The organism is Paraburkholderia sp. WC7.3g (assembly GCF_050436345.1).
Lineage (GTDB): Bacteria > Pseudomonadota > Gammaproteobacteria > Burkholderiales > Burkholderiaceae > Paraburkholderia > Paraburkholderia podalyriae.
On sequence record NZ_JBNDMA010000002.1, the window covers coordinates 2,671,978 to 2,687,024 of the forward strand.

Here is a 15,047-nt window from a genome sequence, read left to right on the forward strand (position 1 = left end):
GGCCGGCACTGTCATCACCCGCCGCCGCTCAGCAACTGCAACAGCTCCCACAGAAACTTCACGATGATCACGATCAGTTCCCACAGCCGATAAAGCGGCTCCCAGTCCAGCACACGCAGAAGGGACTCGATCATCGCTATCGTCGGAAGAAGTGAGGGGCGGTTCGATCACGCAACCTCTCAAACCGCCATCACGGCCCGCTTGCGCTCCGCGCGCTGCATGAAGAAGTTCGCGGCGACGACGCCGACCGTGACGACCGCGATAAACAGCGTCGCGAGCGCGTTCATCTCTGGGTTCAGGCCAAGGCGAACGCGCGAGAATACGACGAGCGGCAAGGTCGTCGAGCCGGGACCCGACAGGAACGCGGACAGCACGACGTCGTCGATCGACAGCGTGAACGACAGCAGCCAGCCCGACACCAGCGCCTGCGAAATCAGCGGCAGCGTGACGGAAAAGAACACCCGCAGCGGTGTCGCGCCGAGGTCGAGCGCGGCTTCCTCGAGCGACGGATGCAGCTCCCGCACGCGCGACTGCACGATGATCGCGACGTATGAAATGCACAGCATCACGTGACCGATCCAGATCGTGAAGATGCCGCGTTCGGCTGCCCAGCCGATCCAGCGCGCCATTTCGATGAACAGCAGCAGCAGCGAGATGCCCTGAATCACTTCAGGGATCACCAGCGGCGCGTTGATCATGCCGGTGTACAGCGTGAAGCCGCGAAAGCGCCCCATGCGCGCGAGCACGAAGCCGGCCCATGTACCGATGATCACCGACGCGAATGCCGTGAGCAGGCCGATACGCAACGACAGCCACGCCGACGTAATCAGCTCGCCGTCCTGCAACAGCGCCGCGTACCAGCGCGTCGAGAAGCGCGTCCACACCGTCACCAGTTGCGATTCGTTGAACGAATAGACGACGAGGCTGACGATCGGGATATACAGAAACAGAAAGCCGATACCGAGGGCGATCAACTGCAGCATGCGATTCGGCTTCATTAGCGGCCCTCCTCCAATGCCTTCGCCTGCGCATGCTGGAACAGCGCCATCGGCACCAGCAGCAGCAACACCATCGCGCAGGTGACGGCGGACGCCATCGGCCAGTCGGCATTGTCGAAGAACTCGTTCCACATCACGCGGCCGATCATCAGCGTGTTCGCGCCGCCGAGCAGCTCAGGAATCACATACTCGCCGACCGCCGGAATGAACACCAGCAGACAGCCCGCGACGATGCCGTTCTTCGACAGCGGCAGCGTGATCTGCCAGAACGCCTTCCACGGCTTCGCGCCGAGGTCATAGGCGGCTTCCAGTAAGGTCAGGTCCATTTTCACGAGATGCGCGTAAAGCGGCATCACGAGAAACGGCAGGTACGAATAGACCATGCCGATATAGACCGCCGTGTTCGTGTGATACAGCTCGATCGGCGAATGGATCAGGCCGACCGACATCAGAAAATTATTCAGCAGCCCGTTGTTCTTCAGAATGCCGATCCATGCATATACGCGGATCAGGAACGAGGTCCAGAATGGCAGCATCACAGCCATCATCAGAAGATTGCGGGTGGCCGGATTCGAGCGCGCGATGTAGTACGCCATCGGATAGCCGATCAGCAGACACAGCACCGTCGAAATCGCCGCGACCACGACTGAATTCACATAGGTCGCGAAGTACAGGCTGTCGGTCAGCAGAAACACGTAGTGCGACAGATCCAGCGTGATGTGCAGTGCGCCTTCCGCGAAGTTGACGAGCTGCGTGTACGGCGGAATGCCGAGCTGCGAATCGGCAAAGCTGATCTTCACGACCAGCAGGAATGGCACCAGGAAAAACAGCAGCAGCCAGACGAACGGCCCCGCCACCACCGCGGTACGGCCAGTGAGCTGCAGACGCCGCACGGGCCATGCGAAAAACGACGCAAGCGCCTCTTTCATGACGTCAGCACCACGCCGGCCGATGCGCTCCAGCGCACGTAGACTTCGTCACCCCAGGACGGCGGATCGATTTCGGTGAGCGCGAGGCTCGTCACGTTCGCGATCACGGTCTTGCCGCCGTCGAGCTTCACGTGATACAGCGAATAGCCGCCCATGTACGCGATATTCGTGACGACGCCCTTGCCCCAGTTGTACGCGCCCTCTGGCGGCTTGCGCGTGAGCGCGATGCGTTCGGGCCGCACCGAGATCGTCACCGGCATGCCGAGCGGACCGGTGATGCCGTGATTGACGTGCAAATGGCACGTCAGATCCGGCGTTTCGATGAACACGTGATCGGGTTCGTCCTCGACGGTATGGCCTTCGAACAGATTGGTCGAGCCGATGAATTCCGCCGAGAAACGGCTGTTCGGATACTCGTAGACTTCATGCGGCGTGCCGAGCTGCACGATCTGGCCTTCGCTCATCACGGCGAGACGGTTGGCCATCGTCATCGCTTCTTCCTGATCGTGCGTGACCATCATGCAGGTGACGCCGACCTGGTCGAGAATGTTGACGAGCTCGATCTGCGTGCGCTGGCGGATCTGCTTGTCGAGCGCCGACATGGGCTCGTCGAGCAGCAGCAGCTTCGGCCGCTTGACGAGCGAGCGCGCGAGCGCGACGCGCTGCTGCTGCCCGCCCGATAGCTGATGCGGCTTGCGCTTCGCGAAGCGGCCCATCTGCACGAGTTCGAGCGCGTTGTGCAGGCGATCTTTCAGCTCGGCCTTGGGCACACCTTCCTGCTTCAGGCCGAACGCCACGTTCGCCTCGACCGTCATGTGCGGAAAGAGCGCGTACGACTGGAACATCATGTTGACCGGCCGGCGATACGGCGGCAGTTGCGCGAGATCTTCGCCATCGATCAGGATCTTTCCCGACGTCACGGTTTCGAGCCCGGCCATCATGCGCAGCAACGTCGACTTGCCGCAGCCAGAGCTGCCTAGCAGCGCGAATAGCTCGCCCTTCTTCACCGTCAGGCTGACCCCTTTGACCGCGACGGTTTCGCCGAACTTCTTCACGACGTCGACGATCTGGATGAACCCGTCCGCTGCGTCGCCCGTAACGGCGTCCGGGCCCGTCGACGGCACGGCCGTCCCGGCCAGCGCGCCCGACTGCTCACTGCTGATCATAATGCTGCTTCACTCCGGCGTTTGACGAACAAAGCCCCCGGTGAACACCGAGGGCTTCATATGCTGCTTATCTGTTTGTTGCCGCGCCTAGCGGCCGGACTTGAACTCGGTCCACAGCCGTGTTTGCAGCCGCTGGATTTCCTGCGGCAGCGGCTTCAAAAGGAACAGCGTCTTGATGGTTTCCGGCGACGGGTACACGGCCGGATCGTTCGCGACGTCCTTGTCCACGTACTTGCGCGCTTCCGTATTGACGCTCGGGTAGTACACGGCATTGGTGATCGCGGCGTGCACCTGCGGCGTCTCGATGTAGTTGATCCACTCGAGCGCGGCTTCCTTGTGCTTCGCATCCTTCGGAATCGCCATCACGTCGAACCACACCGGCGCGCCGCCCTTCGGCACGAAGTACTCGATCCTGTAAGGCTTCTTCGCCTCGATCGCGCGATGCTTGGCGATCACGACGTCGCCCGACCAGCCGTACGCGAAGCAGATGTCGCCGCCGACGAGGTCGTTGATGTAGCCCGACGAGTTGAACTGCGTGATGTACGGGCGGATCTTTTTCAGCATCGCGAGCGCGGCGCGGTAGTCGGCCGGGTTCGTGCTCATCGGGTCCTTACCTATGTAGTGCAGCGCGGCTGCGAACATCTGGTCCGGCGCGTCGAGCACCGATACGCCGCAGGTCTTCAGCTTCGAGATATTTTCCGGCTTGAAAAGGATGTCCCAGCTATCGAGCGGCGCGTGCTTGCCGAGGATCTGCTGGACCTTCGTCACGTTGTAACCGAGGCCGGTCGTGCCGTACGCCCAGGGCACCACGTACTTGTTGCCCGGATCGGCGCCGGCGACGAGCGCCATCAGCGACGGGTCGAGGTACTTCAGGTTCGGCAGCTTCGATTTGTCGAGCGGCTCGAAGATGCCCGCGGCGATCTGCTTGCCCGCGTAGTTGCTGGTCGGCACGACGATGTCGTAGCCCGAATTGCCGGTGAGCAGCTTCGCCTGCAGCGTGTCGTCGCTGTCGTAGTTGTCGTACTTGACCTGAACGCCGGTCTGCTTCGTGAAGTTCGGAATCGTGTCCTTCGCGATGTAGTCGGACCAGTTATATACGTTGAGCTGCGTATCCTTCGCAGCGGCCGTCAACCACGGCGCCGCGCACAAGATCAGCGCCGCCATATGCCCCACTATCCGCTTGTTCATCCCGTTCTCCGATTCTTTCGTCACTCAAGCCGCGCCCTCGCGCGCACGGCCCCCTGAAAACCCCGAAAACTACCACCAAATATTGCCCGCTCCAAAATAAACCCGGAGTTGTCGCGCAAACGGTACAGGCTCTGGCCGCACCACTGCAAAATGGGCGCAATTTTAACGGGTTATCGACGCGTGTCTATCAAAAAATACGCGTGCCGCGGCCGCGCTTGATCGGCGCTGGGCACAGGCTGCGGGGTTTCGTCGAGTCCTTGTTATCTGGTTGTCAGGTCGGCGTCGTCGCGCACCTGGGCGGTGCGTCGCCGTGGCCCGCGCGGGTGCCCGGCGGCCGTTGCCGGTGACGAGCTGCGTCGGCGTGATCTGCACCTTTCATTGGCCGCGGCGGCGCCACGACGGCTCGAATGCTCCTATCATGACCTCTTGATGCGAATTGCGCGACGTCGTCGCGCGACGGCCGGCCAGCCGCGGCGCGCGTGCAATGGCCATATGATTTGCAGCAGAATGGGTTTCCCAGAAACGCTGGCACGATGAACACCAATCCTTTCGCGATGCGTCCCAACCGCCGCCGGCGTTTGCCGGGCGAGCCGACGCGTCCGGCGCACTGGTTTTCGTACCTCGGCGCCGGCGCGCTGATCGCGGTCGGCTATATCGATCCCGGCAACTGGGCGACCGCGCTCGGCGCCGGCGCAGGCTACGGCTACCGCCTGCTCGGCATCGTGCTGCTGTCGAGCCTGATGGGAATGCTGATGCAATGGCTGTCGTCGCGTCTGGGCGTCGTGACCGGGCGCGATCTCGCGCAGCTGTGCCGCGAGCGCAATGGCCGGCGCGCGACGCTGTTCCTGTGGCTCACGAGCGAAGTCGCGATCATCGCCTGCGATGTCGCCGAGGTGCTCGGCAGCGCGGTCGCGCTGCAACTGCTGCTCGGCGTGTCGCTGACGGTCGGCGTGTTGATGTCGGCGGTGTGCACCTTCGCGCTGCTCGCGCTCCAGCAGAAAGGCGGCCGCAGGCTGGAGGCGGTGATCGCCGCGCTGATCGGCCTGGTCGGCCTGTGCTTCGTCGTACAGCTCGCGCTCGCGCGGCCCGACTGGCACGCGGCGCTCGCCGGCACCGCGCCGAGCCTGGAGCTGATCAGAAGCGCGGGCATGCTGTGGCTCGCGGCCGGCATCGTCGGCGCGACGGTCATGCCGCACAACCTGTATCTGCATTCGGCGCTCGTCAAGCATCACGCGCCCGACAGCAGCGACGGAGAGATCAAGGCCGCGCTGCATGTCGTCAATCTCGATACCTTCGGCTCGCTTGCGTTCGCGTTTGTGATCAACGCGGCGCTGCTGATCGTCGCGGCCGCCGTGTTCTATGCGAGCGGCCATCGGGACGTGACCGATCTGGCCGATGCGCATCGGCTAATCGCGCCGCTCGTCGGCAGCCACTGGGCCGGCATCCTGTTCGCGACGGCGCTGCTCGCCTGTGGACTCAGCGCGACCGTCACCGGCACGTTGGCCGGTCAGACGGTGATGGAGGGCTTCCTGCGGGTGCGGTTGCCGCGCTGGAAACGCGCGCTGCTCACGCGTGCGCTCGCGATCGGGCCGGCCTTGCTCGCTGTCGGAACGTTCGGCCAGCATGGCTCGAATCAGTTGCTGGTCGCGAGCCAGGTTGTGCTGAGCCTGCAATTGCCGCTCGCGGTCGTGCCGCTGATCCGCTGTGCGTCCGATGCGACGCTGATGCGCGGCTGGCGCGTGCGCGGCGTGCCGCTCGCGCTGTCGTGGCTGTCGGCGGCGTTCATCATCGCGCTCAATGGTGCGCTGTTGTGGCAACTGGCGACGGCGGTGTGATGGCGGACGCAAAGCTCAGCGCGATTGGCAGGAACTTCGCACGACGCTGAGCGCCGCGTGCAAGGCACGCGCCGCCATCGGTTAACATAGCGGGACTTTGCCTCCCCGCCTCAAGGTTTCCGATGACTTCGAATCTCCACGATCTTCCCGACAGCCCGTGCATCGGCGTCTGCTCCACGCTTTTCGACGAGGTCTGCAAAGGCTGCGGCCGCACCGCCGGCGAGGTGTCGAACTGGGTGTTCCTCAGCGACGAGGAAAAGCGCGCGATCTGGGCCCGGATCGAACGGGAAGGCACGGCGATGCGGTTTCAGAACGACAAGGTGTGAGGCTGTTCGTCGCGCGCATCGCGGGTTGACGCTGCCATGAAAAAGCCCGCTTCGACGAAGCGGGCTTTTTTGCTGCGACGCGATTCGATCAGCGCGAATCGAAACGCTTATTGAACGCCCTGACTGGTCAGGAAGTCCTCATAGTTGCCGCCGAAGTCGTTCAGCGTGCCATTGGTCTTCACTTCGATGATCCGGTTCGCGAGGCCGCTGACGAACTCGCGGTCGTGCGACACGAAAATCAGCGTGCCTTCGAACTTATCCAGCGCGATCTGCAGCGACTCGATCGATTCCATGTCCATGTGGTTGGTCGGCTCGTCCATCAGCAGCACGTTGTGGCGGCCGAGCATCAGCTTGCCCCAGATCATGCGGCCCTTCTCGCCGCCCGACAGCACCTTGACCGACTTGCGGATGTCGTCCGCATTGAACAGCAGGCGGCCGAGCGTGCCGCGCACCATCTGCTCGTCGTCGCCTTCCTTGCGGTACTGGTCGATCCAGTCCATCAGCGTGACGTCGCTCGGAAACTCTTCGTACGTGTCCTGCGGCATGTAGCCGATGTTCGCGTTTTCCGCCCACTTCACCGTGCCGTGATCGAGTTGCAGATTGCCGAGCAGCGAGCGCAGCAGCGTGGTCTTGCCCGCGCCGTTCTCGCCGATGATCGCGATGCGCTCGCCCGGCTGCACGCTGATGCTGAAGTTATTGAAGATCGAGCGCTCGTATTTCTTCGAGATGCTGTCGGCGACCACCGCGATGTTGTGCAGCTTCTTCTCGAACTCGAAGCGGATGAACGGGTTCTGCCGCGACGACGGCTTGAATTCCTCGATCTTGATCTTGTCGATCATCTTCAGACGGCTGGTGGCCTGGCGCGCCTTCGACTTGTTCGCCGAGAAGCGGCGCACGAAGTCCTGCAGATCGGCCACGCGCTCTTTCGCCTTTGCGTTGGCGGCCTGCTGACGCTCGCGCGCCTGTGTGCTGGCGAGCATGTAGTCGTCGTAATTGCCCGGGTAGACCTTCAGCGTGCCATAGTCCATGTCGGCCATGTGCGTGCAGACCTGATTCAGGAAGTGCCGGTCGTGCGAGATGATGATCATCGTCGAGTTGTACTGATTGAGAACATCTTCCAGCCAACGGATCGAGTTGATGTCGAGGTTGTTGGTCGGCTCATCCAGCAGCAGCACGTCCGGCTTCGAGAACAGCGCCTGCGCGAGCAGCACGCGCAACTTCCAGCCAGGCGCCACGTTGCTCATCGGGCCGTTGTGGTCTTCGATCGCAATGCCGATGCCGAGCAGCAGCTCGCCCGCGCGCGCTTCGGCCGTGTAGCCGTCGAACTCGGCGAACTTCGCTTCGAGCTCGGCCGCGTGCATGTAGTCGTCGTCGGTCGCGTCGGGGTTCGCGTAGATCGCGTCGCGCTCGGTCATCGCGGCCCACATCTCGGCGTGGCCCATCATCACGACGTCGAGCACGCGCACGTCTTCGTACGCGAACTGGTCCTGGCGCAGCTTGCCCAGGCGCACGTTCGGCTCGAGCATCACGTTGCCCGAGCTCGGTTCCAGGTCGGAACCCAGAATCTTCATGAAGGTGGATTTGCCGCAGCCGTTCGCACCGATCAGGCCATAGCGGTTCCCTCCCCCGAATTTGACCGAAATGTTCTCGAAGAGCGGCTTCGGCCCGAATTGCATGGTGATGTTGGCAGTAGACAGCACGGCGCGTCCCTTTGAATGTGATATCGGCGAAAAACCCAATATTTTAGCAGGTTTAAAGATTTCAACCGGACAGTTGGTCCGGCTTGGCCCGCGTCACCCGTTCGAGCCGCCGCGCGCCCGGCCTGCTCGCCGAAATCGGACCGGGGCCGCAAAAAACCAGTTTCCACGTTCAAACCTCGTCGGCTATCAGATTGAATGGATTATGTTGCGAGCAAATGATAACGGCCGCCCCACCCGCCGACGTCGCGCGATACCGGGCATGCGACGTGCGGCGTCAGTGGTTCGGCGTCCGCATATCGTGCGTCGCGCGAGTGCGACGCACGCGGCCGCCGAGTGGCGCGAACCGTTGCCTATACTTTCTGAAAGCGCGTTTCAGAACAACGTTTTACCGACCCGCGGCACACAACACCAAGGAGGACGTCCATGTCAGACCACGTTTACAAGAAGATCGAATTGACCGGCTCTTCGACGAAATCGATCGACGATGCAATCACCACCGCGATTGGCAAAGCGTCGAAAACGCTGCGCAATCTGCACTGGTTTGAAGTCACGGAAACGCGCGGCCTGATCGAGGACGGCAAGGTCGCGTACTGGCAAGTGACGCTGAAGGTCGGCCTGCGACTGGAGGACTGAACGGCGGAGCGCGCAACACGCGACAGCCGCCACGCGAAAGCCGCAAACAAAAAAGCTGCGTCCAACCCCGGTTGGACGCAGCTTTTCCACAATGGACCGGCCGATTTACTTCGGCAGCGACCCGTCGACACCCTCGACGTACCAGTTCAGGCGCTGCAACTCTGCATCGGTCAAGGTCTTGCCTTCAGGCACCTTCACCGTGCCCGCTTGATCCTTGATCGGGCCCGTGAACACGTCGCGCTTGCCGGTCGCGAGTTCGTCGCGCTTCGCCGCGACCTGCTTCTGCCCATCGGCCGGAATCACCGACGTGTTCAGGTCCTCGAGGTTGACAGCCTTCTGCGGAATGCCCCACCACACCGGATCGTTCTTCCACTTGCCGTCGAGCACCTGCTGGATCACCGCGTTGTAGTACACACCCCAGTGCGCGACCACCGAGCCGAGATGCGCATCCGGACCGAACTTCTTCATGTCCGAATCCCAGCCGAACGCGTGCACGTGCTTCTCCGACGCGGTCGCGAGCGTCGCGCTCGAATCGGTGTTCTGCAGCAGCACGTCGGCGCCCTGGCCGATCAGCGTTTCGGCGGCCTGCTTTTCCTTGCCCGGATCGAACCAGCTGTTGATCCAGATCACCTTCGTATGCACCTTCGGATTCACCGAGCGCGCGCCGAGCGTGAACGCGTTGATGTTGCGCACCACCTCGGGAATCGGCACCGACGCGACGAAGCCGAGCGTGTTGCTCTTCGTCACGTAGCCCGCGGCGACGCCGGCCAGATACGCGCCCTGGTACATCCGCACGTCGTAGGTGCCGAAGTTCGGCGCCTTCTTGTAGCCCGTCGCGTGCAGGAACACGGTGTCGGGAAAGTCCTTCGCGACCTTCAGCTGGAAATCCTGGAAGCCGAAGCTCGTGCCGAAGATGATCTTGTTGCCCTTGTTCGCGAGATCGCGGAACACGCGCTCGGAGTCGGCCGATTCCGGCACGTTCTCGACGCGCGTGATCTTGATCCTGTTGCCGAACTTCGCTTCGGCTTCCCTCGATCCCTGATCGTGCGCGAAGGTCCAGCCGGCATCGCCCGGATTGCCGAGATAGACGAACGCGACGCCCGGCACGTCGGCGGCCTGCGCGGTTTGCGCGAGCGGCGCTGCGAGTGCGAGCGACGCCGCGCCCCACGCGAAAGCGGTCAGCAGATTTCTTCTCTTCATGTTTTTCCCCCTGTCGTGATGAGCGAATAGTAGTGAGCGGATCGTTAAAAAAGCCTGCGCCGCCGTCAGCCCGCCAGGAAAAACGGCTTGCCGAGCGACGCGGGCGCATTGAGGCGAATCGTGTTCGGATTGCGCGAGATCAGCGCGAGCACGACGATCGTTGCGACGTACGGCAGCATCGCGAGGAACTGCGTCGGCACCGGCACGCCGATTGCCTGCGCGTAGAACTGCAGCCCCGTGACCGCGCCGAACAGCAGCGAGCCGATCAGCAGCCGCCCAGGGCGCCACGTCGCGAACACGACGAGCGCAAGCGCAATCCAGCCGCGGCCCGACGTCAGGTTCTCCTGCCACAGGTGCAGATTGACGATCGAATAGTAGCCGCCCGCGAGCCCCGCCATGCCGCCGCCGAACGCGACCGCCCCATAGCGCACGCCGACCACCGGAAAGCCGACCGAGTGCGCGACCTGCGGCGACTCGCCGACCGAGCGCAGCACCAGCCCCGCGCGCGTGCGATACAGGAACCAGCCGATCGCGGCGAACATCAGGAACGCGAGGTAATCGAGCGGCGTGAGGGTAAAGAGCGCCGGGCCGAGCACCGGGATCTTCGATAGCCCCGGAATCGTCCACGTTTCGATCGTCGCGCGCACCGCGGCCGACGTGTACGGCTTGCCGACGTACGCGGACAGCCCGATGCCAAAGATCGTCAGCGACAGGCCGGTCGCGACCTGGTTGGCGAGCATCGTCAGCGTGAGGAACGCGAACAGCAGCGACATCGCGAGACCGGCGCCGATCGCGGCGAGCACGCCGAGCCACGGGCTGCCGGTGATCGACGTGACCGCGTAGCCGCTGACCGCGCCCATCAGCATCATCCCTTCGACGCCAAGGTTGAGCACGCCCGATTTTTCGGCGACGAGTTCGCCGGCGCCCGCAAACATCAGCGGGATCGACGCGGTGATCGCGCTCGACGTGAGCGCACTGGCTTGCTGGATATCCATATCGAGTCTGAGAGCGGATTGGCGAGCTTATTGGCAAACTTAACGAGCCACTGCGGCGGCCGGGCGGCGCCGCACGCGGTAGTTCACGAACAGGTCGGCGCCGAGCAGACAGAACAGCAGCAGCCCCTGGAAGACGCCCGACAGCGCCTGCGGCAGTTGCATCGAGGTCTGCACCGCTTCGCCGCCCAGATACAGCAGCGCCATCAGCAGACTCGCGAGCACGATGCCAAGCGGATGCAGCCGCCCGACGAACACGACGATGATCGCGGTGAAGCCGTAGCCCGGCGACCACGTCGCCTGCAACTGGCCGATCGGCCCGGCGATCTCGCCCATGCCGGCGAGGCCCGCGAGGCCGCCGCTGATCAGCAGCGACGTCCAGATGGTTTTCTTGTCGGAGAAACCGGCATAGCGCGCGGCAAGCGGCGCGAGTCCGCCGACGTTCATCCGGTAGCCCGCGAAGCTCTTGCGCATGAACAGCCAGACGAGCGGAATCGCGATCAGCGTGACGAACACGGACGCGTTCAGGCGCGTGCCACGCAGAAATTTCCAGTGCCAGTCGCCATACAGCACCGGATACAGCGCGTCGCCGCTGAACATCTCCGACAGCGGGAAGTTCATGCCCTGCGGATCGCGCCACGGGCCGCTCACGAGGTAGATCAGCAGTTGCGTCGCGACGTACGTGAGCATCAGGCTCACGAGAATCTCGTTGGTATTGAAGCGGCTCTTCAGGAACGCGGGAATCGCGGCCCACGCCATGCCGCCGAGGATGCCGGCCGCCATCATCGTCGGCAGGATCCACCAGCCGCTCGCCTGATCGAAATAGATCGCGACGCCGCTCGCCGCGATGCCGCCGAGCAGCATCTGCCCTTCGGCGCCGATGTTCCACACGTTCGCGCGATAGCCGATCGCGAGACCGAGGCCGATCAGGCACAGCGGCGACGCCTTCAGCAGCAGCTCGGACCAGCCGTTGATGCTCGACAGCGGCTCGATGAAAAACCCGTGCATCGCCTGCAACGGGTCGCGGCCGACGAGGCCGAAGATCAGAAAGCCGATCGCGAGTGTCAGCAACGCGGCGACGAGCGGCACGGCGAGCTGCATCGTGCGCGACGGCGTCGTGCGGGCTTCGAGTCGATAGGGAAGCATCATGGGTAGCGTGGGTTGGTTCGGGTTCTGTTCTTCAGGGTCGGCATTCGCGCGCGTGGTTTGCGTATTGGCGTGGTCGCCAGACGCTTCGCCTCATGCATGCGCCGGCTGGTCCGCCGCGGGCGCCGCGCCCTCGCGGTCGCCGAACAGCCCCGCCATCCAGCGGCCGATTTCCTCGGCGTTGGTCGCACCGGTCGCGCGCACCGGCGACAGCCGCCCGCCGGCGAGCACCGCGATGCGATCGCAGATATCGAATAGCTCTTCCAGCTCCTCCGAGATCACCAGGATCGCGACACCGCGCGCGGACAGATCGAGCAGTTGCTGACGGATGAACGCGGCCGCGCCGACATCGACGCCCCACGTCGGCTGCGCGACGACCAGCACCTTCGGCGCCTGCAGGATTTCGCGGCCCATGATGTATTTCTGCAGATTGCCGCCCGACAGACTTTGCGCGAGCGCGTCGGGGCCGCCGCAGCGCACGTCGAACGCGTCGATGCAACGCTTCGCGAACGCGCGCATCGCGTCCGTCCTGATCCAGCCCGACTTGACCATGCGCTGCCGATGCGCGGTCAACAGCGCGTTGTCGGCGAGGCTCATCGCCGGCACCGCGCCCCGGCCGAGCCGCTCCTCGGGCACGAAGCCGAAGCCGAGCGCGCGACGCCCGCCTGCGCCGAGGCGCGCGGCCGGTTTGCCGCAGATCGTGATCGCGTCGGCCGCAAGGCTGCGTTTTTCAGCGCGTTTTTCTCCCGACAGCGCCGCGAGCAGTTCAGCCTGGCCGTTGCCCGACACACCGGCAATGCCGAAGATTTCTCCCGCATGCACGCTGAACGACACGTCGCGCAACGAGGTGCCGAACGGATCGTCGCTCGCGACCGACAACTGCTTCACGTCGAGCAGCACCGCGCCCGGCTTGTGCTCGCGCCGCGTGTAGTCGGGCAGCGAATGACCGACCATCAACTGCGCGAGCGACGCATGGGTTTCGTTCCTCGGCGTCACCTGGCCGGTCACGCGACCACCGCGCATCACGGTGGCGGTGTCGCACAACGCCTGGATTTCGTCGAGCTTGTGGCTGATGTAGAGGATGCTGCAGCCTTCGGCCGCGAGCCGGCGCAGCGTCGTGAAGAGCTTGCGGACCGCCTGCGGCGTCAGCACCGAGGTCGGTTCGTCCATGATCAGCAGACGCGGATTCTGCAGCAGGCAGCGCACGATTTCGACGCGCTGCCGCTCGCCGACGGTCAGGCTGTGCACATGCCGCTGCGGGTCGATGTCGAGCCCGTAGTCGGCCGACACCTCGCGAATGCGTTTGGCCAACGTCTTCAGATCGAACGGTTCGTCGAGCGCGAGCGCGATGTTTTCGCCGACCGTCAGCGTCTCGAACAGCGAGAAGTGCTGGAACACCATGCCGATGCCGAGCTTGCGCGCGGCGGCCGGGCTCGCGATGTCGACCGTCTCGCCTTCCCAACGGATCTCGCCGGCGTCGGGTCGCACCGCGCCGTAGATGATCTTCATCAGCGTGCTTTTGCCCGCGCCGTTCTCGCCGAGCACCGCGTGGATTTCGCCGGGCGCGACGACCAGCGTGACGCCGTCGTTGGCGCGCACGGCTGGGTACTGCTTCGTGATGCCCGTCAGCGCGAGCCGGGGCACCGCCTGGCCGATGCGTTGCGCGCCGTCGCTATGTGAAGTGTCGCTCATGAAGTTCCGTAGTGCGTTCTTGACGCTAGCTGCCGCCTGCTTGCCGCCGGGTTGCCGACTATCGGTCCGCGCTGCCGCCGGACGATCCGTCACCACAACCGGATGACGATACCTAATTCGCCCCGCTCAGTCGAGTTGCCAAAATTCCCGCAAACCCGCGCCACTACAAGCTCTGCGGGTATGCCACTCTTGACGTCGTTTTTCGTTCATATTAAAACGCATATACCCCAACACCCGTTCGATCAGCCTGCACATATATTTCGGAGAGTCCATGAGCCAGCAACGCGAGGCGATCGACACGTACCTGCTGCGCGTGTTGCACACGTTACTGATGGAGCGCAGCGTCACCCGCGCCGCCGTCAAACTGAACCAGTCCCAACCCGCGATCAGCGCGGCGCTGCGCCGTCTGCGCGACATCACCGGCGACCCGCTGCTGGTGCGCGGCAAGTCCGGCATGGTGCCGACCGAGTACGGCCTGCGCCTGCTCGAACCGGTGCAGAACGCGCTGCGCGAGATCGAGCGCATCAAGTTCCAGCAGCACACCTTCGATCCGGCCACGTCGATCCGCTGCTACCGGATCGGCTGTCCCGACTATCTGAATGTACTGTTCGTGCCGACGGTCGTCGAACGTTTCCGCCAGGCCGCGCCGAACGCGACGCTCGAATTCCATTCGCTCGGTCCCGCATTCGACTACGAACTCGCGCTCGAGGACGGCAAGCTCGACATCGTGGTCGGCAACTGGCCGGAACCGCCCGAGCAGTTGCATCTGTCGAACCTGTTCGTCGATCAGATCGTCTGCCTGATGAGCAACGCGCATCCGTTCGCCAAACGCGGCGGGCTCACGCTCGACCAGTACCTGAACGCGCCGCATCTGGCGCCGACACCCTATTCGGTCGGCCAGCGCGGTGCCATCGACGTGCATCTCGCGCGCGAGCGACTCAAGCGCCACGTGGTCGTCACGCTGCCCTACTTCAATCTGGCGCCGTATGTGCTGATCAAGTCCGACCTGATCTTCACGACGACGCGCCTGTTTGCCGACTACTACGCGAAGTTTCTGCCGCTCACCGTGATGCCCGCGCCGCTCGACTTCCCGCCGATGCAGTACTACCAGCTTTGGCACGAGCGCGTGCATTACTCCGACGAAGTGCGCTGGCTGCGCGGTCTGGTCGGCGAGGCGACCCGGACGTTGATCGACAAGCCCTGACGGCACGCGGCGCCGAACGCACTGGCGGCGCCGCTCAC

Annotated in this window: 13 protein-coding genes; 4 read left to right on the forward strand and 9 right to left on the reverse strand. The window is 63.9% G+C overall.

What is annotated here, in order from left to right; all coding sequences use genetic code 11:
* Nucleotides 1-179: 179 nt before the first annotated feature.
* From OKW43_RS23675 to OKW43_RS23690, 4 genes are all read right to left on the reverse strand, one after another.
* The gene (locus OKW43_RS23675; protein WP_429450219.1) at nucleotides 180-998 is read right to left on the reverse strand and encodes an ABC transporter permease subunit; all 819 of its coding nucleotides are present in this window, start codon (nucleotides 996-998) and stop codon (nucleotides 180-182) included.
* Entirely contained in the window at nucleotides 998-1,927 is a 930-nt protein-coding gene (locus OKW43_RS23680; RefSeq protein WP_429450221.1) for an ABC transporter permease subunit, read from the reverse strand. The genes OKW43_RS23675 and OKW43_RS23680 overlap by 1 nt, the downstream gene beginning before the upstream one ends.
* Nucleotides 1,924-3,093: an ABC transporter ATP-binding protein gene (locus OKW43_RS23685; protein WP_187636381.1), complete on the reverse strand. Its 1,170-nt coding sequence runs from the start codon at nucleotides 3,091-3,093 to the stop codon at nucleotides 1,924-1,926. Before OKW43_RS23685 ends, OKW43_RS23680 begins: the two co-directional genes overlap by 4 nt.
* A gap of 87 nt (nucleotides 3,094-3,180) precedes the next feature.
* Nucleotides 3,181-4,281 (reverse strand): polyamine ABC transporter substrate-binding protein, encoded by a 1,101-nt coding sequence (locus OKW43_RS23690; RefSeq protein ID WP_429450223.1) that lies wholly within the window; start codon nucleotides 4,279-4,281, stop codon nucleotides 3,181-3,183.
* Between the two features lie 533 nt (nucleotides 4,282-4,814).
* On the opposite strand from OKW43_RS23690, the gene OKW43_RS23695 reads away from it, so the two are divergent.
* Together OKW43_RS23695 and OKW43_RS23700 are read left to right on the forward strand one after the other, a co-directional pair.
* Nucleotides 4,815-6,116: an Nramp family divalent metal transporter gene (locus OKW43_RS23695; protein ID WP_187636379.1), complete on the forward strand. Its 1,302-nt coding sequence runs from the start codon at nucleotides 4,815-4,817 to the stop codon at nucleotides 6,114-6,116.
* 122 nt (nucleotides 6,117-6,238) lie between these two features.
* Nucleotides 6,239-6,442, forward strand: coding sequence for a DUF1289 domain-containing protein (locus OKW43_RS23700; RefSeq protein ID WP_187636378.1), 204 nt, complete (start codon nucleotides 6,239-6,241; stop codon nucleotides 6,440-6,442).
* Between the two features lie 107 nt (nucleotides 6,443-6,549).
* Here OKW43_RS23700 and OKW43_RS23705 read toward each other — a convergent pair whose 3' ends face one another.
* Entirely contained in the window at nucleotides 6,550-8,142 is a 1,593-nt protein-coding gene (locus OKW43_RS23705) for an ABC-F family ATPase (RefSeq protein ID WP_429450226.1), read from the reverse strand.
* A 423-nt stretch (nucleotides 8,143-8,565) separates the two neighbouring features.
* On the opposite strand from OKW43_RS23705, the gene OKW43_RS23710 reads away from it, so the two are divergent.
* Entirely contained in the window at nucleotides 8,566-8,775 is a 210-nt protein-coding gene (locus OKW43_RS23710) for a dodecin (RefSeq protein ID WP_187632957.1), read from the forward strand.
* A gap of 105 nt (nucleotides 8,776-8,880) precedes the next feature.
* On the opposite strand, the gene OKW43_RS23715 is transcribed toward OKW43_RS23710, so the two are convergent.
* From OKW43_RS23715 to OKW43_RS23730, 4 genes are all read right to left on the reverse strand, one after another.
* Nucleotides 8,881-9,975, reverse strand: coding sequence for a BMP family ABC transporter substrate-binding protein (locus OKW43_RS23715; RefSeq protein ID WP_429450228.1), 1,095 nt, complete (start codon nucleotides 9,973-9,975; stop codon nucleotides 8,881-8,883).
* 65 nt (nucleotides 9,976-10,040) lie between these two features.
* Complete coding sequence (locus OKW43_RS23720) at nucleotides 10,041-10,970, reverse strand: ABC transporter permease (protein WP_429450230.1); 930 nt, start codon at nucleotides 10,968-10,970, stop codon at nucleotides 10,041-10,043.
* Between the two features lie 39 nt (nucleotides 10,971-11,009).
* Nucleotides 11,010-12,116: an ABC transporter permease gene (locus OKW43_RS23725; RefSeq protein WP_187632960.1), complete on the reverse strand. Its 1,107-nt coding sequence runs from the start codon at nucleotides 12,114-12,116 to the stop codon at nucleotides 11,010-11,012.
* A 90-nt stretch (nucleotides 12,117-12,206) separates the two neighbouring features.
* The gene (locus OKW43_RS23730; RefSeq protein ID WP_429450232.1) at nucleotides 12,207-13,805 is read right to left on the reverse strand and encodes an ABC transporter ATP-binding protein; all 1,599 of its coding nucleotides are present in this window, start codon (nucleotides 13,803-13,805) and stop codon (nucleotides 12,207-12,209) included.
* Between the two features lie 271 nt (nucleotides 13,806-14,076).
* On the opposite strand from OKW43_RS23730, the gene OKW43_RS23735 reads away from it, so the two are divergent.
* Complete coding sequence (locus OKW43_RS23735) at nucleotides 14,077-15,009, forward strand: LysR substrate-binding domain-containing protein (protein ID WP_429450234.1); 933 nt, start codon at nucleotides 14,077-14,079, stop codon at nucleotides 15,007-15,009.
* Nucleotides 15,010-15,047: the final 38 nt, after the last annotated feature.

Coding starts and splice junctions, on each gene's coding strand:
- OKW43_RS23675 (WP_429450219.1), bottom strand. CDS start 998: ATGAAGCCGAATCGCATGCTGCAGTTGATCGCCCTCGGTATCGGCTTT.
- OKW43_RS23680 (WP_429450221.1), bottom strand. CDS start 1,927: ATGAAAGAGGCGCTTGCGTCGTTTTTCGCATGGCCCGTGCGGCGTCTG.
- OKW43_RS23685 (WP_187636381.1), bottom strand. CDS start 3,093: ATGATCAGCAGTGAGCAGTCGGGCGCGCTGGCCGGGACGGCCGTGCCG.
- OKW43_RS23690 (WP_429450223.1), bottom strand. CDS start 4,281: ATGAACAAGCGGATAGTGGGGCATATGGCGGCGCTGATCTTGTGCGCG.
- OKW43_RS23695 (WP_187636379.1), top strand. CDS start 4,815: ATGAACACCAATCCTTTCGCGATGCGTCCCAACCGCCGCCGGCGTTTG.
- OKW43_RS23700 (WP_187636378.1), top strand. CDS start 6,239: ATGACTTCGAATCTCCACGATCTTCCCGACAGCCCGTGCATCGGCGTC.
- OKW43_RS23710 (WP_187632957.1), top strand. CDS start 8,566: ATGTCAGACCACGTTTACAAGAAGATCGAATTGACCGGCTCTTCGACG.
- OKW43_RS23715 (WP_429450228.1), bottom strand. CDS start 9,975: ATGAAGAGAAGAAATCTGCTGACCGCTTTCGCGTGGGGCGCGGCGTCG.
- OKW43_RS23720 (WP_429450230.1), bottom strand. CDS start 10,970: ATGGATATCCAGCAAGCCAGTGCGCTCACGTCGAGCGCGATCACCGCG.
- OKW43_RS23725 (WP_187632960.1), bottom strand. CDS start 12,116: ATGATGCTTCCCTATCGACTCGAAGCCCGCACGACGCCGTCGCGCACG.
- OKW43_RS23730 (WP_429450232.1), bottom strand. CDS start 13,805: ATGAGCGACACTTCACATAGCGACGGCGCGCAACGCATCGGCCAGGCG.
- OKW43_RS23735 (WP_429450234.1), top strand. CDS start 14,077: ATGAGCCAGCAACGCGAGGCGATCGACACGTACCTGCTGCGCGTGTTG.